Source organism: Stenotrophomonas pictorum JCM 9942, assembly GCF_001431585.1.
In the GTDB taxonomy this organism is placed as follows: Bacteria; Pseudomonadota; Gammaproteobacteria; order Xanthomonadales; family Xanthomonadaceae; genus Stenotrophomonas; species Stenotrophomonas pictorum.
On the sequence record NZ_LLXS01000004.1, the window covers coordinates 11,666 to 31,810 of the forward strand.

15 protein-coding genes are annotated in these 20,145 nt (G+C 66.9%); 6 read left to right on the plus strand and 9 right to left on the minus strand.

The annotated features are described in order from the left end of the window. Window positions 1–149 precede the first annotated feature (149 nt). A complete protein-coding gene (locus ARC78_RS00710) occupies window positions 150–1,997 on the plus strand; it encodes a Na/Pi cotransporter family protein (RefSeq protein WP_425480545.1) in 1,848 nt (615 codons plus the stop codon). Between the two features lie 13 nt (window positions 1,998–2,010). Here the strand turns inward: ARC78_RS00710 and ARC78_RS00715 are convergent, their stop codons facing one another. The 3 genes from ARC78_RS00715 to ARC78_RS00725 all read right to left on the minus strand — a co-directional run bounded on the left by ARC78_RS00715 (window position 2,011) and on the right by ARC78_RS00725 (window position 5,404). Continuing rightward, entirely contained in the window at window positions 2,011–3,513 is a 1,503-nt protein-coding gene (locus tag ARC78_RS00715; protein WP_057505508.1) for a VWA domain-containing protein, read from the minus strand. 122 nt (window positions 3,514–3,635) lie between these two features. Beyond that, on the minus strand, window positions 3,636–4,730 hold the full coding sequence (gene zapE, locus ARC78_RS00720; RefSeq protein ID WP_054659800.1) for a cell division protein ZapE: 1,095 nt from the start codon (window positions 4,728–4,730) through the stop codon (window positions 3,636–3,638). Window positions 4,731–4,732: 2 nt separating this feature from the next. After that, complete coding sequence (locus ARC78_RS00725) at window positions 4,733–5,404, minus strand: alpha/beta hydrolase (RefSeq protein WP_054659802.1); 672 nt, start codon at window positions 5,402–5,404, stop codon at window positions 4,733–4,735. A gap of 64 nt (window positions 5,405–5,468) precedes the next feature. Between ARC78_RS00725 and ARC78_RS00730 the strand changes: the two genes are divergently transcribed. Continuing rightward, a complete protein-coding gene (locus tag ARC78_RS00730; RefSeq protein ID WP_054659804.1) occupies window positions 5,469–6,332 on the plus strand; it encodes an EamA family transporter in 864 nt (287 codons plus the stop codon). Window positions 6,333–6,417: 85 nt separating this feature from the next. On the opposite strand, the gene ARC78_RS00735 is transcribed toward ARC78_RS00730, so the two are convergent. The 3 genes from ARC78_RS00735 to ARC78_RS00745 all read right to left on the minus strand — a co-directional run bounded on the left by ARC78_RS00735 (window position 6,418) and on the right by ARC78_RS00745 (window position 9,539). Continuing rightward, window positions 6,418–8,151 (minus strand): ExeM/NucH family extracellular endonuclease, encoded by a 1,734-nt coding sequence (locus ARC78_RS00735; protein ID WP_057505509.1) that lies wholly within the window; start codon window positions 8,149–8,151, stop codon window positions 6,418–6,420. Window positions 8,152–8,271: 120 nt separating this feature from the next. After that, window positions 8,272–8,790 carry a c-type cytochrome gene (locus tag ARC78_RS00740; protein ID WP_057505510.1) on the minus strand — a complete coding sequence of 173 codons (519 nt, stop codon included), beginning with the start codon at window positions 8,788–8,790 and terminating at the stop codon, window positions 8,272–8,274. A gap of 131 nt (window positions 8,791–8,921) precedes the next feature. Beyond that, a complete protein-coding gene (locus ARC78_RS00745; protein WP_057505511.1) occupies window positions 8,922–9,539 on the minus strand; it encodes a TetR/AcrR family transcriptional regulator in 618 nt (205 codons plus the stop codon). Between the two features lie 145 nt (window positions 9,540–9,684). Here ARC78_RS00745 and ARC78_RS00750 point away from each other — a divergent pair, with 145 nt between their 5' ends. The 3 genes from ARC78_RS00750 to ARC78_RS00760 all read left to right on the plus strand — a co-directional run bounded on the left by ARC78_RS00750 (window position 9,685) and on the right by ARC78_RS00760 (window position 14,922). Continuing rightward, window positions 9,685–10,848 (plus strand): isovaleryl-CoA dehydrogenase, encoded by a 1,164-nt coding sequence (locus ARC78_RS00750; protein WP_054660718.1) that lies wholly within the window; start codon window positions 9,685–9,687, stop codon window positions 10,846–10,848. A gap of 105 nt (window positions 10,849–10,953) precedes the next feature. After that, on the plus strand, window positions 10,954–12,564 hold the full coding sequence (locus ARC78_RS00755) for a carboxyl transferase domain-containing protein (RefSeq protein WP_057505512.1): 1,611 nt from the start codon (window positions 10,954–10,956) through the stop codon (window positions 12,562–12,564). 387 nt (window positions 12,565–12,951) lie between these two features. Then, entirely contained in the window at window positions 12,952–14,922 is a 1,971-nt protein-coding gene (locus ARC78_RS00760) for an acetyl/propionyl/methylcrotonyl-CoA carboxylase subunit alpha (RefSeq protein WP_054658128.1), read from the plus strand. A gap of 16 nt (window positions 14,923–14,938) precedes the next feature. Here the strand turns inward: ARC78_RS00760 and ARC78_RS00765 are convergent, their stop codons facing one another. Further along, entirely contained in the window at window positions 14,939–16,105 is a 1,167-nt protein-coding gene (locus tag ARC78_RS00765) for a putative peptide maturation dehydrogenase (RefSeq protein WP_054658126.1), read from the minus strand. 76 nt (window positions 16,106–16,181) lie between these two features. Between ARC78_RS00765 and ARC78_RS00770 the strand changes: the two genes are divergently transcribed. Continuing rightward, a complete protein-coding gene (locus ARC78_RS00770) occupies window positions 16,182–16,484 on the plus strand; it encodes an NHLP-related RiPP peptide (protein ID WP_054658123.1) in 303 nt (100 codons plus the stop codon). Here the strand turns inward: ARC78_RS00770 and ARC78_RS00775 are convergent. Together ARC78_RS00775 and ARC78_RS00780 are read right to left on the minus strand one after the other, a co-directional pair. Then, on the minus strand, window positions 16,445–19,018 hold the full coding sequence (locus ARC78_RS00775; RefSeq protein ID WP_057505513.1) for a putative peptide modification system cyclase: 2,574 nt from the start codon (window positions 19,016–19,018) through the stop codon (window positions 16,445–16,447). The genes ARC78_RS00770 and ARC78_RS00775 overlap by 40 nt on opposite strands. 21 nt (window positions 19,019–19,039) lie before the next feature. Further along, on the minus strand, window positions 19,040–20,071 hold the full coding sequence (locus tag ARC78_RS00780) for a GGDEF domain-containing protein (RefSeq protein WP_054658117.1): 1,032 nt from the start codon (window positions 20,069–20,071) through the stop codon (window positions 19,040–19,042). Window positions 20,072–20,145 lie beyond the last annotated feature (74 nt).

Consider the following 20,145-nt stretch of genomic DNA (forward strand, 5'->3'; position numbering starts at 1 on the left):
GGCAAAAGTGACAGCCGCAACACTAGATATTGTGAACAACCCTGTGCACAACCCGGCCGCAAGCTTGTCCCGCCACGGTTGCGGGGCATCGCCGGACGGCAGCATATTTTTCTCAAAGCTGGTTCAATCCCCGGCCCTTCCTGCGGGCCGTGGCCTTGAAACAGACGTTCAAATGGATCGCTGTGGCGGTGCTGGTGTTGCTGCTGGGCGCCTCGTTCCACTACAGCGGCGGCTGGCTGCAGCTGTGCGCGGGGCTGGCGCTGTTCCTGTTCGGCATGCAGTGCCTGGAACAGGGGCTCAAGGCGCTGGCCGGCGGCGGCATGGAGCGCCTGCTCGCGCGCAGCACCGCCACCCCGCTCAAGGGCCTGCTGTTCGGCGGCGGCGCCACCTTGCTGCTGCAATCGAGCACGCTGGTGTCGCTGCTGACCATCGCCTTCCTCGGCACCGGGCTGATCCAGCTCGGCGGCGCGATCGCGGTGCTGCTGGGCGCCAATCTCGGTGCCACCAGCGGCATCTGGCTGCTGGCGCTGGCCGGACAGAACCTGAGCCTGTCGCCGTTGGCGCTGCCGCTGCTGGTGTTCGGCGTGCTGGCCCGCTACACCGGTCCGCGCGGCATGGCGGCCGGGCAGCTGCTGGTCGGCATCGCCTTCATCTTCCTGGCCATCGACCAGATCAAGGACGGTTTCTCGGCGATGACCACCATCGAGCTGGGCCGCTATGCCGCCGATGGCTGGGCCGGCACGTTGCTGTTCGTGGCGGTGGGACTGGGGCTGACGGTGATCGTGCAGTCCTCGCATGCCACGCTGATGCTGACCCTGGCGGCGCTGTCGCAAGGCCAGCTGGAACCGGCGCAGAGCCTGGCCATCGCCATCGGCTCCAATGTCGGCAGCAGTGTGTCCACCGCGGTGATGGGGTTCCTGGGCGGCAACCGCGCCGGGCAGCGGCTGGCGCTGGCGCATGTGCTGTTCAACGTCAGCACCGCGCTGGTGGCGCTGCTGGCCCTGCCGCTGCTGCAGTCGGCGGTGCTGTGGCTCACCGCCCGGGCCGGCATGGGCGACAACGCGCTGATCCAGCTGGCCCTGTTCCACACCCTGTTCAACGCGCTCGGCGTGGCCCTATTCTGGCCATGGCAGGCGGGCTTTGCGCGGCTGCTGGAACGCTGGCTGCCCGACCGCCCGCAACCGGCCGGGCTGGTCGCGGAGATCGCACGGGGGCCGGCGGCCACGCGCCGCTCGCCGTACCTGAGCGACAGTGCGCTGCGCAGCGCCGACACCGCCACCCAGGCCTTCAGCCAGGAGCTGCGCCATCTGGGCCGGCTCAGCCTGGAGGTGATCGGCCAGGCATTGTACTGCCCGCCGGACGAACTGGCGGCACCGCGCCACGACGACGTCGTGCTGCGCGGCCGCCTGCAGCAATCGACCCTGGACAGCGAGACGCTGTACCGCGAACACATCAAGCCGGTGTACGGCGAGCTGCTGCGTTTTGCCGGCCGGTTCGAACAACCGCTGGACGAGGTCCGCCAGCAGTGGTGGCGTGACGGACAGGAGGCCGCCTCGCAGCTGGTCAAGGCGGTCAAGGACGCCCACCAGCTGCAGGCCAATCTCAAGCGCTATGCCGGCGCCACGGTGCAGCCGGGGAGTACCGCCAGCGCGGCGGCCAGCGCGTATCTGGAGCTGCGCCGGCAGCTGATCGATGCGCTGGCGTGGCTGGGGCATTCGGCTTCAGTGCCGGCCACAGCCGGGCACTGGCAGGCCCAGCGGCAGACCTTGCAGGCGCATCTCACTGCGTTCAAGGACGACTTCACCGCGCGGCTGTTCCGGGAGGTGCGTGAGGGCCGGCTCGACGGCGCCCAGCTCGGCTCGCTGGTCAACGATCTGGGCTATGCCCAGCGCATCGTCGGCAACCTGCACCAGGTGCTGGAGCTGTGCGACGGCCAGCGCCAGGGGCTGGCCTGGCGCGGGCGGGAGGAGGACGCCGCGACAGCCCCGGCGCCCTGAGCGGACGGGCGGATCAGCGCGGGGCCGGCAGCTGCGCCAGTTCCTCGCGCACCAGCCGCACCACCAGCTGGTCCAGCGTGTCTACCGAATAGTTGGCCACCTCGTGCACGGTCTGGCTGCCCGGACCACTGCCCGGGTCGGCGGCGTCCTGGTAGGTGAGGAAGATGAAGCGGCCGCCGGTGTACTGGGCGATCTGCCGCTGCACGATCTCGCCGAGGGTGTCCTGGCCGGACGCGGCCACGCTCAACACCTTGATGCCCTTGCCCAGCGCGGCCAGCATGGTGGCGTCATAGCGGGGCGGCGGGTAGCCCATCTGCGGCGGCGCGTCGGCCAGCGCCACCAGCAGCCGGGTGGTGCCCGGGCCCCGCCAGCCCAGTGCCTGCACCGCATGGTCGAAGGCCTCGTTCATCGCCTCCGGGTAATCGCCGCCACCGTGGGCGCGCACGCCATCGAGCACCTGCTGGAACGCGGCGACATTGCCGGTCAGGTCCCAGCTGCGCACGAAATATTCATCGCCGCGATCGCGGTAGGTGACCAGCCCCAGGCAGATGTCCGGGCTGGACGGCAGCGTGCCGATCTGGCGCACGATGCCCTGCAGCGAATCGCGCAGCTTGTCGATCTCATCGCCCATCGAACCGGTGGCATCGACCATGAACACCAGATCCAGCCGGGCCCGTGCCGGCGCCGGTGCATCGGCCAGCACCAGCTCCAGCACCTGCTTCTGGCCACGCCGCAACGGCGCGGTGACCTGCTTGCCACCACGCCGCACCGTCACCGTGTAATGACTGGAGTCGCGGTCATCGAAGGCGTTGGGATGCAGCCAGACCTGGCCACCGGCATCGGTGCGCGCCCACATCCGCGCGCCACCGGCCGAGCTGACCGCCACTTCGGCATCGGGCACCGGCCGGCCCTGGCCATCGACCACGCGCAGACGCTGGCGCACGCGGATATCGCGGCCCAGCGGCGCGGCATGTTCATGGCGCTGCAGGAACTGCTGGAAGCTACCGAAGTCGGCGTTGTCATCGACCACCCCGGCGGTGACCGGCATGGCCGGCTGCCGGCGTGGCGCGCGGACAGGCTGGGCGGCACTGCGGTACCGCTCCAGGGCCGGCTCCGCTGCCGCGCCCATCGCCATCACCGGCAAGGGTGCCGCTGGCGGCGCCGGTGGTGACGGTGGCGGCGCCATGACAGCCTCCATTGCCGCGCCGGCATCGGCCACCGCGCGGGTGCGGCGGCTGCCCGTCACGGTCAACTGCGGCGGCCGTCGCGGGCCGGGATCGGCCACCTCGCGCAGCAGCGGCGTGTCGCTGCAGACCGTGGCCGCCGGAGCGCGAAAGTTCGGACGCGTCTGCCGCTCACGTTTGGGCGTGGGCGCCTGCAGTGCGGTTTCCGCAGTTGCCGCCGGGTCCGGCCATACCGGCTCGCCGGCAGTGGCCGGCAGACCCGCCAGCAACGTCAACGCAAACGCCAGCGACTTCACCGGCAGCTGCCGTGCACTGCCTGTTGCCTGCTTCATGGGACCTCCGTACGCCTGTGGGCGGATTGGCCGCGCGGGGCGGCAGACGGAGACAGCAAACGCACGGGCAGGCGCAACGGGGTCAATCCCCGGACGCGCGGCCGCGCGTCCGGGGAGAGGGTTCAGTTGCGGTGTTCGGTGCCCAGGTACTCGGCGCTCTGCATTTCGATCAGACGGCTGGCGGTGCGCTCGAACGCCCCGGCCAGACGGGTGCCCGAATACAGCAGCGGCGGCGGGTCCTGCGCGGTGCAGACCAGGTTGACCTGGCGGTCGTACAGCTCGTCGATCAGGTTGACGAAGCGTCGCGCGGCATCCTCGTTCATGCGGTCGAAGTGCGGAATGCCGCCCAGCAGCACGGTGTTGAACTCGCGCGCGATCTCGATGTAGTCCGAGGGCCCGCGCGGACCCTCGCACAGGGCGGCGAAGTCGAACCAGACGATGCTCTTGCCGCGACCACGCACCGGAATCTTGCGGCCTTCGATCTGGATGTTGCCGGCGCGTGCGTCCTCGGCACCGGACAGCTCCTTCCAGCGGCCGCCCAGCCACGCATCGCTGTCGGCCGCCAGCGGCGCGCGGTACACCGGCGACCGGGTCAGCGCGCGCATCCGGTAGTCCTCGGTGCCTTCGGCGTACAGCTCCACGCAGTGCTTTTCCAGCAGCGCGATGGCCGGCAGGAAGCTCTCGCGCTGCAGCCCGTTGAGGTACAGGTTGGTCACCGCCGTGTTGGAGGTGGTCACCAGCGTCACGCCCTCGGCGAACAGCCGCTCCAGCAGCCGCGCCAGCAGCATCGCATCGCCGATGTCGGTGACGAAGAACTCGTCCAGCACCAGCACACGCAGCTGGCTGCGCCACTGCTGGGCGATCCTGGCCAGCGGATCACTCTGGCCCTGGTGCTCGCGCAGCTGCTCGTGGATGCCGCGCATGAAACGGTGGAAGTGGGTGCGGTACTTTTCCCGGATCGGCAGGCCGTCGTAGAACAGGTCCACCAGGAAGGTCTTGCCGCGGCCGACGCCGCCCCAGAAATACAGGCCCTTGACCGGCTCGGGCTTCTTCCAGAAGGCGGACAGGCGGTCCAGCCAGCCATCCTGCGCCGAATCGACAATGGCCTCGTGGATGCGGTCCAGTTCGGCCAGGGCCGCGTGCTGGGCCACGTCATCGCGCCAGTCGCTGCGGGCCACGCCGGCGGCGTAGCGCTGCGAGGGAGTCATGGCGTCCATGCTCAGTTGCTGTCGTCGGGCAGCCAGCGCCGCACTTCATGCTGGATCGCGCCGCGCAGGTCGATCAGCTTGCGATGGAAAAAATGCGAGGTGTCGGGCATGCGCACCAGTTGTGGCGGGTTGTCCAGCGACTCCAGCCACTGGTAGACGGCCTGGGCGTCGACCACCTCGTCGGCATCACCCTGCACCACCAGCCAGTGGGCCGGCGGCTGCACCTGGCTGAAATCCCAGGTGCGACGCCCGACCGGCGGGGCGATCGAGATCAGGGCCTGCGGCTGCAGCGCACCGGTGGCCAGCAGCGAGACATAGGCACCGAAGCTGAAACCGGCCAGCCACAAGGCACTGTCCGGACGCTGGTTGCGCACCCAGTGGGCGACTGCACGCAAGTCATCGGTTTCGCCGACACCGTTGTCGTAGGTCCCGGCCGAGGCGCCGACGCTGCGGAAATTGAAGCGCACCGTGGTGATACCCAGCTCGCGCAACGCGCGCGCGGCCATGGTCACCACCTTGTTGTGCATGCTGCCGCCTTCGATGGACAGCGGGTGGCAGATAACAGCGATGACCGGACGCGGCGTGACGTCGCCATCGGGCAGGTCGACGGCGACTTCCAGTGGCCCGGCCGGGCCTTCCAGGGCCAACGTCGCCGATTCGTGGGGAAATGGGGGCGTTTGCATGCGTCCATAATACCGGCCCCGCCCGGCGGCTTCACCGCCACGCCCTTCACGGTCGCCCCGTCCGATGCTTTTCCTGATGTTGAGTGTGATCTGCAGCGTGCTGGTTTCGGTGGTACTGAAACTGGCGCCGCGCCGCGGTATCGATATCGCCCAGGCGGTGACCTGGAACTATCTGGCGGCCAGCGGGCTGTCGCTGCTGGTGCTGCAGCCCTCGCTGCAATCGCTGCACAGCGCACACACACCGTGGCCGGCGCTGCTGGGGCTGGCGGTGGCGCTGCCGGCCATTTTCCTGGTGCTGGCACGGGCGGTGCGCGAGGCCGGTATCGTCCGCAGCGATGTCGCCCAGCGGCTGTCCCTGCTGATCTCGCTGGGCGCGGCATTCGTGCTGTTCGGCGAGCAGGCCAACAGCTGGAAGCTGGCCGGGCTGGCGCTGGGTCTGCTGGCGATCATCGGGGTCAGCGCGCGCAATGGTGGAACAACCAGCGCCACGCCTGCCAGCTGGCGCTGGCTGCTGGCGGTATGGGCCGGTTTTGCGCTGATCGACATCCTGCTCAAGCAGGTGGCCGCGGCCGGCACGCCGTCCACCGCCGCGCTGCTGGTCAGCTTCGCCATCGCCTTCGTGCTGATGCTGGGCTGGCAACTGCACCGCCACCTCAGCGGCGCGGCGCCACTCACCGCCCGCAACTTCGGCTATGGGCTGCTGCTGGGCCTGCTCAACTTCGGCAACATCCTGTTTTATGTGCGGGCGCACCAGGCGTTGCCGCACAGCCCGGCGACGATCTTCGCCGGCATGAACATCGGCGTGGTATGTCTGGGCACGCTGGTCGGTGTACTTGCCTTCGGTGAGCGCACCAGCGGCTGGAACCGCGCCGGTCTGGCGCTGGCGGTGGTGGCGATCGGGCTGATCGCCCGCGGCACGCTGCAATGAAAACAGCCAGGTGCGGCAACGGCCGCGACCTGCCTGCCCGGGTTGTCTGCCCCGTCCGGGCAGGCGTGCGATCAGCTGCTGCGACTTACGGCTCGAAGCCCAGCAGCAGCGGATCGTGGTCGGAACTGCGCCATGGGCCGGGCACATTGCGCCCCTGGTAGCCGGCCTCATCGGCCTCGTCGGCATTGATGTGCCATTCGGCAGCGCCCTTCAACCGCGCCGCCATGCCCGGGCTGAGCAGCGCGTGGTCCAGCCGCCCGCTCAGGCCGTTGTAGACGTAGCTGTAGGGCCGCTCCACGCCAGCCAGCGTGAAAGCATCCTGCCAGCCATCGGCTTTCAACTGGCGGATCGGGTCTTCCATCGCATAGGCGTTGAAGTCGCCCAGCAGCACCGCGTCACGGCTGCCACTGCGCGTCGGATCGCCCTGCAGCCACTGGTGCAGCAATTTGGCCGACGCCACCCGGGTGGCGTTCCAGCAGCCCTGGCCATCGTTCTGGTCGGCATCGGCACCGCTGGCGTTGGAGCAGCCCTTGGACTTGAAGTGGTTGGCCACGACCACGAACGGTTTGCCGCTGCGACCCACGCGGAAAGCCTGGGCCAGCGGCACCCGGCTGCGTTCGCCGAACGGCTCGCGCTCCAGCACCGCCGGTTTGCCAAGCGGGCGCACCTTCGTGCTGCGGTAGATGATGCCGACGCGGATCGGATTGTCGCCCGGGCCGCGTCCGGCATCGACAAACGTCCAGTCACCGTCCCGGCCGTGGCCCTGGTTGAGCGCGCGCACCAGCTGGTCGATCGCCGAGCCCGGACCGTAACCGTCGTTTTCCAGCTCCATCAGCGCGGCGACGTCGGCACCCAGACCACGGATGGTGGCCACCAGCTTGGCCTGCTGCGCGACCTGCTGTTCGGCGGTCTTGGCGCCGCGCAGGGTCGGATAGCCACCGCCCTTGCCGTCCCCGTTGAAATAGTTCTCCAGATTGAACGCGGCGATGCGCACACCGCCCGGCACGGTCGGTGCCTGGGGTGGACGCCGCACCTCATCTAGCGTCAGCGGTGCGGTCAGCTGCAGGCGGTAGTCGCCATCAAAGCGCTGGTCGACAATACCCTGCACTTCCCGCAGCTGCATACCGGTGCGCAGCAGCGGGGCCTGCGGCAGATAGGCCACCGTGCCCGGATCCCGCTGGCTGCTGGCATCGTCCAGCCGCAGCCGGCGGCGCGCGTTGTCGGCGATCGCCGCGGCCTGCTCCGGGCTGCCGGCGGCGGCCACTTCGCTGGGCTGCCACAGGCGGCCACCGAAGGCGGCGGTGAGTTTGCCGAAACGCTGCAGGCCATCCTGCCCGGCCAGTGTCAACGGCGCGGTGATGCGGACCTGCATCCCCTCCAGCGCTTCCCAGCTGACCGGCGCATCGTCGATCAGGGTGACCGCCGGCGCCGCACGCGCGGCCAGCGCCACTACCGTGTCGGCCTGCAGGGTGGTCAGCGACGGGCCGTCCTTGCCGGCAGCCTGCTCCTGCACAGTGCCACGAAGGCGCAGCCACTGCCCGGCCTGGACCTGCTGGCCGTCCGGCAGGCGCACGAACAGCGCGTCGGAGGTCGCCGCATCGCCATCCCCGGCATCCTGCACAAACACTCCGCCCAGGCCGTCACGCATGTCGGCGGTAACCATCGCCTCGACCGTCACCGGCTTGCCTTCATAAGGGCTGCGCCCGCCGCTGCCCTGCACCGTACCGACAGGCAACACACTGGCCGGGGACGCAGCCAAAACCGGACCGGCACCTGCCGCAGCCAGGGCCAGAGCGAGTAGCGAAGGAAAACAGCGCATGGACGACTCCAAAAGAAAGCGCAACAGGGATACGGAAAACAGAAGCGCCGCCCTGGAAAGGCGGCGCTGGATATTCTGCAGCAATGCGGCCGGTTGCCCGCTGCCGAATATGGCGGCTTGCTACTTCAGGTTGGCGAGCATCCAGTCCACCGTCGCATGGATCTGCTCTTCGCTCAGGCCCGCATTGCCGCCCTTGGGCGGCATGATGCCGCCGTTCGGGCCGGTGTAGCCCTCGATGGCGTGCTTGTACAGCGTTTCCTTGCCCTGGGCGATGCGCGCGTCCCAGTGCGCGTGGTCCAGCGTTGGCGCCATGCCCACGCCGTTGGTGTGGCAGGCGGTACACAGGTTGTCGTAGATGACCTTGCCATCCAGGGTGCCGCCATATGCGCCACTGGCCATTGCCGCCGCTGTCGCCGCCGCCGCGGCGGCGGCCTGCGCCGCGGCGCCGGTGCTGCCGGCATACACCGCGCCGATCGGCGCGATGCGCTGTTCGGTGCGTTTGGTCGCCTGCGGGGAGACTTCACCGGGAATCGTGCGATGCAGGAAAAAAGCGAAAACAATCAAACCGATCGTGACGATGGCCAGAAAACCGATCACGATGGAAAAGCGCTTCAGAAACTCTAGGTCGTAATTCCGCACGTCTCATCACCCCGGGCGAGTAGTCGGTGGACCAGCAGTTGCCGGGCGAGTATAGACCAGCGTCCGCTACCGCCCGCAACGGGTGAACGTGCGTGCGGGCGTGTGGCGATGCAGCATCCGGCGCGCGTGGATTACGCCTGCAGGCGGGCGCCGGCGGCACGCAGACACAGCGCGCTGATGGCCGTCACCAGATGTTCGCCATCGCGCAGGCCCTCGCGGCTGGGTGCGGTCGGCCCGACCAGCGCCTCGGTGAACGCCCCGACGATGCAAGCCGCGCTCACATCCAGATCCTGCGCAGGCAGCTCGCCGCTACGCACGCCGTCTTCCAGGATGCGCTTGAATACATCGCCGAACAGCCGCCGGCAGCGGATACGCTCGGCTTCCACGTCCGGGTCCACCGGCTCGGCAATGAAGGCATAGGCCAGCCCGGGACCGGCCATGGCGCGACGCACGAACGAGGCCACCGCCCGTTGCAGCCGCTGCGCTGCAGGCAGGGGCTCATCGGCAATGGCCTCGAGAATCTCCAGCTCGTGCTCCACGGCCGCGGTCAGCACCTCGACGAACAGTTCGGCCTTGGACGGAAAGTGGCGGTAGATCAGGCCGGTGGATACGCCGGCCTCGGCCGCCACGGCGGTGATCGGCGCGTTGCGGTAGCCACCGGCCGCGACCAGTCGCCGGGCGGCCGCCAGGATCGCCTCGCGGTTGCCGGCGAGGCGCTTTTCCATCCGTTCCGAGCGTTTGTAGGCCATGGAATGATTCTATGTTCAATTTTTGAATTTGTATTCACTTCTTTGCACGGACCCGTTAGGCTGCGCGCAACCGCCCGTGCTGACGGCCTCTCCCGTCATCCCCACCCCGGAGCGCCCCTCGCCAAGCAGTTCTGGAGCCGCCCCCATGCATATCCCCTCCCTGTCCTTCGATCTCGGCGAAGAGATCGACATGCTGCGCGAAAGCGTGGCGCAGTTTGCCGCGGCACATATCGCGCCGCTGGCCGCCGACGCCGACGCGACCAACCATTTTCCCAACCAGCTCTGGCGCCAGCTCGGCGAGCAGGGCCTGCTGGGCATGACCGTGGAAGAGCAGTACGGCGGCAGCGGCATGGGCTATCTGGCGCACGTGGTGGCGATGGAAGAAATCTCGCGCGCCTCTGGCGGTATCGGCCTGTCCTACGGCGCGCATTCCAACCTGTGCCTCAACCAGCTGCGAAAGAACGCCAGCGAGGCGCAGAAGCACAGGTACCTGCCCAAGCTGTGCAGCGGCGAACACGTCGGCGCGCTGGCGATGAGCGAACCGGGCGCCGGCTCGGACGTGGTGTCGATGAAGCTGCGCGCCGAGCTGCGCGGCGACCACTACGTGCTCAACGGCAACAAGATGTGGATCACCAACGGCCCCGATGCCGATGTGCTGGTTGTCTATACCAAGACCGACCCGGACGCCGGTTCGCGCGGCATCACCGCCTTCATCATCGAGAAGGGCATGAAGGGCTTCTCCACCGCGCAGAAGCTGGACAAGCTCGGCATGCGTTCGTCCAACACCTGCGAACTGGTGTTCCAGGATTGCGAAGTGCCGGTCGAGAACGTGCTCGGCCAGGTTGGCGGCGGCGTGAAAGTGCTGATGTCCGGGCTGGACTACGAACGCGTGGTGCTCTCCGGCGGCCCGCTGGGCCTGATGGCCGCGGCACTGGATGTGGTGCTGCCGTACGTGCACGAGCGCAAGCAGTTCGGCGAGGCGATCGGCACGTTCCAGCTGATCCAGGCCAAGCTGGCCGACATGTACGTCGGATTCAACGCCTGCCGCGCCTATGTGTACGCGGTGGCCAAGGCCTGCGACCAGGGCCGGACCACACGCCAGGACGCGGCCGGCGCGATCCTGTATTCGGCCGAGAAGGCCACCTGGGCCGCGGGTGAGGCGATCCAGATCCTCGGCGGCAACGGCTACATCAACGAGTACCCGGCCGGACGTTTGTGGCGCGACGCCAAACTGTACGAGATCGGCGCCGGCACTTCGGAGATCCGCCGCATGCTGATCGGCCGCGAACTGTTCCAGCGCACAGCGTGATGGCGCTTGATCGCCTTCCCCGGAAACCGGTGAAGCGATCCGAACACCATACCCTCGCGCCCATGCGGCAACCGACATGCTCCATGCACCCTCAGGATTCCGGCCATGACCGTACTCACCTCCCAGCTGCAACCCGGCAGTGACAGCTTCGAAGCCAATCGCACCGCGATGCAGGCCCAGGTCGATGATCTGCGCGCCACCCTGACGGCCACCGCCCGCGGCGGCAGCGATGCGGCGCGGGCCAAACACACTGCGCGCGGCAAGCTGCTGGTGCGTGAGCGGATCGATGCCCTGCTCGATCCCGGCAGCGCGTTTCTCGAGATCGCGCCGCTGGCCGCCCATGGCATGTACGACGATCCGGTGCCCGGCGCCGGCATGGTCGCCGGCATCGGCCGCGTCTCCGGCGTGGAATGCCTGATCGTGGCCAACGACGCCACGGTGAAGGGCGGCACCTACTACCCGGTGACGGTGAAGAAGCATCTGCGCGCGCAGGAAATCGCCCAGCAGAACCGCCTGCCCTGCATCTACCTGGTCGACTCCGGCGGCGCCTTCCTGCCGCTGCAGGATGAGGTCTTCCCCGATCGCGACCATTTCGGCCGCATCTTCTACAACCAGGCCAATCTGTCGGCGCAGGGCATCCCGCAGATCGCCTGCGTGATGGGCAGCTGCACCGCCGGCGGCGCGTATGTGCCGGCGATGAGCGATGAGACCGTCATCGTCAAGGAACAGGGCACCATCTTCCTCGGTGGCCCACCGCTGGTGAAGGCGGCCACCGGCGAAGTGGTCAGCGCCGAAGAACTGGGGGGCGCCGACGTGCACACACGCATTTCCGGCGTGGCAGACCACATGGCCGACAACGACCTGCAGGCGCTGGCGCGGGTGCGGGCGATCATCGCCAACCTCAACTGGCGCAAGCCCAAACCGGGCGTCGCGCTGCAGCCCAGCGAAGAGCCACTGTTCGATGCGCACGAGCTGTACGGTGTGATTCCCGCCGACACCCGCAAGCCTTATGACGTGCGCGAGGTGATCGCACGCATCGTCGACGGCTCGCGCCTGGACGAATTCAAGCCGCGCTACGGCAACACCCTGGTCACCGGTTTTGCCCATGTGCATGGCCATCCGGTTGGCATCATCGCCAACAACGGCATCCTGTTCTCGGAGTCGGCGCTGAAGGGGGCGCACTTCATCGAGCTGTGCTGCCAGCGCAACATTCCGCTGCTGTTCCTGCAGAACATCACCGGCTTCATGGTCGGCCGCAAATACGAGCACGGCGGCATCGCCAAGGACGGGGCCAAGCTGGTGATGGCGGTGGCCAACGCACGCGTGCCCAAGTACACGGTGGTGATGGGCGGCTCGTTCGGTGCCGGCAACTACGGCATGTGCGGCCGCGCCTATTCCCCCCACTTCCTGTGGATGTGGCCGAACGCGCGCATCGGCGTGATGGGCGGCGAACAGGCGGCCAGCGTGCTGGCCACGGTCAAGCGCGACGGCATCGAGGCCAAGGGCGGTGCGTGGTCGGCCGAAGAAGAAGACACGTTCAAGCAGCCGATCCGCGACCAGTTCGAGCAGCAGGGCCATCCGTATTACGCCAGTGCGCGGTTGTGGGACGACGGCGTGATCGATCCGGCGGATACGCGGCGGGTGCTTGGGTTGGCCTTGGCTGCCAGTCTCAATGCGCCCGTGCAGGACACGCGGTTTGGCGTGTTCCGGATGTGATGCGCATGCAGTCCCTTCTCAAGAGAATGTCAGGAGCAAGGACTTTCACTCCCCTACGGGGAGCGAGTCACTTTTCTTTGCTTGGGCAAAGAAGAAGTAACCAAAAGAAGCGCCTGTTCAACAGCCGAATGGCTGGTCAAGCACACCCTGCCTCCGCGCCCGGCACGCTGCGCGTTCCGGGTCCACTCCACCGGTGGGATTTTTTGCCACGACATCCCTGTCGTGGCGAAAAACGAAGTGCTTCCTTGCACGTCGCCCTCCGGGTATTTCCCACCGGCTCCGTCGCTGCGGAAGGGGTCAGTAAAGCCAATGCGAGAGCACCCGCAAAAGCAACGACGAAAGTATTCGGCTCCTCTCCTGCCCGCGCGGTACATCGTGGATAAGACAATGTTCAACAAGATCCTGATCGCCAATCGCGGTGAAATCGCCTGCCGCGTCATCGCCACCTGCCGGCGTCTTGGCATCGCTACCGTCGCGGTGTATTCGGATGCCGATCGCAATGCGCGGCACGTGCGGCTGGCTGACGAGGCTATCCATATTGGTGCCGCGCCGGCTGCCGAGAGCTATCTGCGCGCCGAGGTCATTCTTGAAGCAGCGCGTCGTAGCGGTGCGCAAGCTATCCACCCTGGCTATGGCTTCCTGTCCGAGAATGCTGGCTTCGCGCGTGCCTGTGATGCTGCTGGCATCGTGTTCATTGGACCGCCGGCCAGCGCCATCGATGCGATGGGCGACAAGAGTTCGGCCAAGGCCTTGATGCAAACTGCCAACGTGCCACTGACGCCGGGCTATCACGGTGAGCGGCAGGAGCCGGAGTTCCTGCGCGCGCAGGCCGATGCCATCGGTTATCCGGTGCTGATCAAGGCCAGTGCCGGTGGTGGCGGCAAGGGCATGCGCAAGGTCGAGGCCAGTACCGACTTCGAAGCGGCGCTGGCCAGCTGCCAGCGCGAGGCACAGGCGGCGTTCGGCAATGCCCACGTGCTGGTGGAGAAGTACGTCGAGCGGCCGCGCCATATCGAGATCCAGGTGTTTGGCGACAGCCACGGCAACGTGGTCTATCTGTTCGAGCGCGACTGCTCGGTGCAGCGCCGTCACCAGAAGGTGCTGGAAGAAGCGCCCGCGCCCGGCATGACGCCCGAACGTCGCGCCGCCATGGGCAAGGCCGCCACTGATGCCGCACGTGCGGTGGGCTATGTCGGTGCTGGCACGGTGGAATTCATTGCCGGCCCGGATGGCGATTTCTATTTCATGGAAATGAACACCCGCCTGCAGGTCGAGCATCCGGTCACCGAGCTGATCACCGGCACCGATCTGGTTGAATGGCAGCTGCGCGTAGCCGCGGGCCAGCCGCTGCCGAAGGCCCAGCAACAGCTGCAGATCTGCGGTCACGCGATCGAGGCACGCCTGTACGCCGAGGATGCCGACCGCGGCTTCCTGCCCTCCACCGGCACCTTGCGTCATCTGCGTCTGCCGCAGCCCAGCGCCAATGTCCGCATTGATGCCGGTGTGGAACAAGGTGATGCCATCACCCCGTACTACGACCCGATGATCGCCAAGCTGATCGTCTGGGATGCGGACCGCGACCGCGCGCTGCAGCGCATGCAGCATGCACTGGCGCAATGCCAGGTGGTGGGCGTCACCACCAATGCGGCCTTCCTGCGCCGGCTGGTGATGACCGGTTCGTTCCAGCACGCAAACCTGGATACCGCACTGATAGAACGCGAGCACGCTGCGCTGGATATCCAGCACAGCGCTGCAACCGTGGCAGATTGGGCGCTGGCGGCGGTACTGGCTTGCAACGACGCGGCCGCTGCGACGAACGACACCTCCCCGTGGGCCATCAACGATGGCTGGCGCATCACCGGTCCAGCCGCGCGTTCGCTCCTCGTGGAACATCTGCAGCAGCAACAGACGCTGCAGGTGCGCAGGCAGCCCGATGGCTGGCAGGTACAGGTCGGCGACGCGCTGGTTCACGTCATCGGCAGGGTGCACGGCAACGGTTACGCCCTGCAGGTCGGCGACCGCCTCTATCGCGGGAACGTGCTACGTGATGGCAATGTGCTGCACGTATTGGGCGAGGAACGGCAACAGCGCTTCATCGTGCACGATCCGGTCACCGAGGCCGACAGTGCCGGCGACCCGGGTGGCAGCCTGCTCGCGCCGATGCCCGGGCGCGTGGTGACACTGCTGGTCGAGCCCGGCAGCACCGTCAGCCGTGGCACGCCGCTGCTGGTGATGGAGGCCATGAAGATGGAGCACACCCTGCAGGCGCCGTCCAACGGCACCGTGCATGGCTTCCGCGCCAAGGCAGGGGATCAGGTTGGAGATGGCGCGGTGCTGGTGGATTTCGAAGCCGGTTGAGCGCCGCGCGACCGCCTCATGCGGTGGTCGCGGGCCACACCGCGTTGCCCGGATCAAATTCGGTAATGCGCAATGCCGGTCTGCGCCGACCGAAGCCACAGACCGCGATCACACCGGAGGTGAGGGCATCCAGGCCGAACATCTGTTCAATCTGGTGTTCGTTGACCGCTGCCGTGACGAAGGCCCCCAGGTCCATTTCCGTCGCCGACAGATACAAGGTCTGCGACAGATGCCCCGCGTCCAGCACCAGTGCCCGGTAAGCCTTGGTGTGATTGCGGTACTTCCAGAAACTGCGGCGATAGGTGGCGACCAGCGCAACCATCACCGGCGCATTGGAAAACCAATGCTGGCCGGCCACCATCGCTGTCGCCAGCTGATCCAGCGGCAGCTCGGGCGACGGGAGGCGCGAAAGCGAATGGCTGTCGGCCAGGTAGCGGTACAGGCCAGGCGGCACGCCTTCGACCTGCTGCACCAGCAGATAGGCATCAGTGGCATGCAGACCACCACCGGACGGGCTGCTGCGCTTCAGGAAGCGCAACCCCGGCGCAGGTTCCACGACATGCGTCGCGGCGAAGACGCGCTCCATCAGGGTCTGGAACGCCGACAAGGGCAGCGGCTCGCCGGAGAAGTTCCGGCAGGTCACCCGGCGACGCAGTACGGCATCGAATTCCGTAGCCACGCCAGGACCGAGCCGAAGATCAATTGGCGGCTGCGGTTCGGGGCGCGGCGTGCCGAAATGGCCGACCAGGCCGGCGATGGTATTGGTCCCGTTGCGCTCCATGTCAGCGGCGCTGTCGATCTGCGACCAGCGACCACGCGCAGCATACGCTGCTGCCAATGGCCACCAGTTCGCCTCACGCAACCGCTCGTCCGCTTCGCGGTGCTGCCGCCAGGCTGGCTCTGCGGCATCGCTCACCAGCAACCCGGTATCCAGCAGCGCCTGGAGCTGCTCCGGTGCAAGGCTCAACGTGTCTGCCCGACTCCATCGACTGGGGCTGCACTGGCCCAGTGTCTGCACCATCCAGTCCGCAACGTCCACCGCGCCTTCGCTCAAGTGCGGGGCCAGCGCACGCCATGAACGACGGCGTTCCAACCCATCGCCGCCACCGAGAAGTACCGCCAGACTGAAGCTGGCGCTTTCCAGCGGCTCGAAGAACAGAACGCTACAACGTCTTACTTCCATAACGCCCCACTTGATGCCTTACGATTCATGCCGCTACTCACTCCGACCTGCAACACCCACCTCACTGGAAGACTCCATGACCAACGCTGATCACGCCCCCCTTCCCCATGACGTCGCCGACCAGTTGCTGCAGCAGCTTTCCACCAACGATGCCTTCCGCGAGGCATTCGCCAACGATGCCCGGGCGGCGCTGACGTCGCTCGGCTATACCCCTCCTGCCGGCGCCACGCCCTACTGCCTGACCGTGGAAAAACTCGCCAGCAAGGAGGAATTCGCACAGGCACGGGGACAGCTGATGGAACACCTGACCTCGGCGGTGGGCCTGACGGTGATCTTCTGCTACGAGGCTGGCCGGATCAACGAAGCAGTCGGCAGCTGAGGCGCTGGAGCCTGGTCGCGGGGGAGCGATGCAGACTCCCCCCGCAACTTCCCGGCAGCCTCCAGAACGTCGCTGACGTTCAGCGGCTGCAGCAGCTGGCTTCCATTGAACTCCACGTAGGCCCGGCCCAGGTTCTCCGACAGCCACGCACGGTGGATGCGTGCCGACCGGGCATCCCCCATCGCGTCGAACGCAGCGGCCAGCTCCACCCGGACCTGCACCGCCTCGGTGCCATCCAGGAGCGGAGCAAGCAGTCTCACGGATTCCTCCGGACGCCCCTCCAGCCGTGCCTGTGTGGCATTTACCAGCCGCCGCATCCACGCCAGGTTGAACGGCCCATCCAGCTCGGACAGGCGTGGCAACGCATCCAACCCGCGGCGACTGGATGCGGTAAAGCCCGAGCGTTGTGCCAGATGGATAGCGACAAGTGCCCTGAACAGTGCGTTCTGCCGTCCTCTGACATTGCCCGTTCCCCGCGCATAGTTCACCGATTCATCTCGCAGCGACGCCAGGGTTGCCGCCGAGCTGCCGGCATCGCTGGCCAGCATTCTCGTCATCTGCTCCAGCAACTTGAACTGGACCACGTGGTCGGGGCCGTACTGCGTGGATAGCTGTGACGCCTGCTCGGCTTCGGCCACGGCCTGTGCCCGCTGCGAGCGGCTCAAGGCCACACTGATCCGGTCCATGGAGGCATAGAGGCTGGAGGGATTGCCCGGCGCCGGCTTGATCTGCTCGAGCAGCTTCTGCGCTTCATCCAGCCGCCCCAGGACCGCAAGTGCGTTGCCGCTGTAGCGCAACGGCTTGCCGCCGCCTTCGCTTTCGGCCTCACGGAACGTCTGCAGCGCCTGTTCGGCCTTGCCCAGCGCCAGCTGGATGCGGCCGACATGATCCAGCGGCACCGCACGCATCGGGTCCTGCGGGACCGCCGCCGCCTGCGCGAAGGGCAAGGCCTCTTCGAACCGGTTCTCCACGATCAGGTACCAGGAGGTATTGGACGGACCTGCGAAGTAGTCCGGATACATCGTCGCCAGCAGCTTCCACTGTGGCAAGGGCGATGCGGCCGAACGCAATTCGTGCTGCCAGGCCTCCAGATACATCTGATCGCGCGGCGGCAGCCGGTCACGATGGGACAGCGCGGCATCAAGTTGAGCCAGAGCAGGTGCTTCATCCAATCCGGACCAGTAGATGCGCGCCAGACCCATGTTCGCCAGCGCGAAATCGGGATCGATTTCCAGAGCCTTCCTGTACAGATTCTCGGCCAGCACGTAGTCGCGTACGGCCATCGCCTTCAGGGCCAGCGCATAGGCGCGCAAGGCTTCCAGGTTGGAAGTGGTCACTTCCGGGAGCGGCTCGGAGTCACGCGCCAGCGCCAGGCTGGGCTCACCCAGGCGGGTACGCAGGCGCCCGCTCACGGTGTCCACCGAGGCCAACAATGAATTCACGCCACGGCCTTCGGCGTACAGCGAATCCAGTGTGCGGCCATCTGCGGGATTGATGATCTCTACCGTGAAGCGGAACCGGTTGCCGATTTCATCCACCCGGGCCATGAGCACCGCCCGTGCACCATCGCGGATGGCCACTTCCGAGGCGACCCGCGCGGTCATCGCCTGGTCCGCATCCAGTTCCATCAACCCCAGCGTTTTTTGTACCTGCAGCTCGCTCAGCACGTTGACGAAACGGGACTGCTCCAGACTGATGCGAAACGCCTGCTCGATCGAGTCATCCAGCAGGGATTCCCCGGTCAGATTGCGTACCCCCCCTACAAGCACCCAGTTGCGCTCGGCGAAAGCAATGGCAGGTTCCGGCCGCACGATTACCCACGCGGCAATCAGCAGTCCCAACAGCAGTACCGCTTCCGTCACCAGCGCCAGCGGACGGCGCCAGAGGGGCAACTCCCGCCACGCCTTTTCCGAGCCCGGCGGCATGCGCAACGGCGCGCGGCCCTCCCTGCCGACCTCGAATACCTCCTGGGCGCTTGGCATCCCCTTGAAATGCCAATGTCCGTGCGACTTCCACTTCAGCCTGGCACCCCGGTCATCCAGTTCGCGCTGGGCACTGCGCATCATCGATTCGGCTGCCGCCGACAGCAGGATCTGTCCCGGCCGCGCCAAAGCCATCAGCCTTGCCGCCATCGGTTTGGCCAGCCCCTCCACTTCCAGTGATTTGGCACCGGCGGCCACAGCCTCCTCGCTGTTGTGCCAGGACAGCACATAGCCCACGTGCATACCCAGCCGAGCGCGCAGCGGCAACTTCTTTTCCTTGCCAAGACGATCCAGGACGTCCAGGTAATCCAGGGCGAACCCCAGGCCGTCCACCGGTGCATTGAACAGCAGGAACATGCCATCGGAGCGGTCAATCAAACGGCCGTTCCAGCGCCGCAGCAACTGCATGACCTGGGCATCGAGTGTGCGGAACAGATCGGCGGCGGCGTTGTCGCCGATCCGCTCGACCAGCGCCACCGAGTCGCACAGGTCGGTCAGGACCAGCGTCTTGAACTGGCGGCTGGACTGCAGGCTTTCAGGAACCTCTTCCACGTCACCGCTCCACGTGACCGGTCAGCGCAGTGTCCACTGTGCACGCCCCCCACCGAGGCGCTTTGCCTCATAAAGGGCGTCATCGGCGCGCGAATAGGCATCGTTCCAATGCTGATGCGTTTCCATGGGCACGATGCCGATGCTCACCGAGCAGATACCCGGCATCGCCCCGGGGAACGCCTCCAGCCCGCGCACGGCTTCAAGAATGAAAGCCGCTACACGCGTCAACCGCTCCATGTCCGCGTGCTTCAACAGAACGCAGAATTCGTCGCCGCCAAGGCGGCAGGCGATATCGTCTTTCCCCGCCACCGAACTGAGCACCCGGCCCAGGCGCTTCAGCACATGGTCGCCGGCGAGGTGGCCGTGGGAGTCGTTGAGCGCCTTGAAGTCATCGCAATCGATCAGCAACAGGCCCTGCGGACGCTGCCCGGAACGGTGCGCCTCCTGCAGATAGACCGTGAGCGCGCGCCGGTTGCCCATCCCCGTCAGGTCGTCGGTATAGACCAGCTCGCGGGTACGGTGCAGCTCGTCGTTGGCGCTGTACAGATTGCTCAACGTCTCTTCCAGCTCCTGATTGCGGCGGCTCAGCTGGTCGATCAGGCGCTGCTCACTGGAGACCACCCGCCACAACGTGCGGCGCAGGAAGAACACCACCGTTGCCGGGTCCTGATCGATCAGCCGATGGAAATTGGCACAGGTGACTTCCAGCAGGACGGTATCGCCATAGGCGCGCGCGGCGGAAGAACGCGGATGGCGGTCGACCAGCAATCCGAGTTCGCCGAAAAAATCATTCGATCCCAGCTGCTTGGGCGGCAAGCCCGGGCCGAAGTCCAGGCAGATGACCCCACTGACGATGATGAACATCGAGGTGCCGATATCACCGCGCAGGAACAGCACCTCGCCGTCAGCCAGCATACGGCGGTCACCGAACGGCGCGAACAGGGCGAACTCCACCGCAGAAACCTGCGCGCGCAGCGCAGCCTCCCCAGCATCGGCGACGCTGGCGGGAAGATGTTCCTGCAGTACCGGTCCCCCTGACCCCAGGCCGCTCATTCGTTGCCTCATGGATCCCCGCCATTTGCCGGCGAGTAATGCGCAAGAGCCTATCATCAAAATAAGGTGATGTG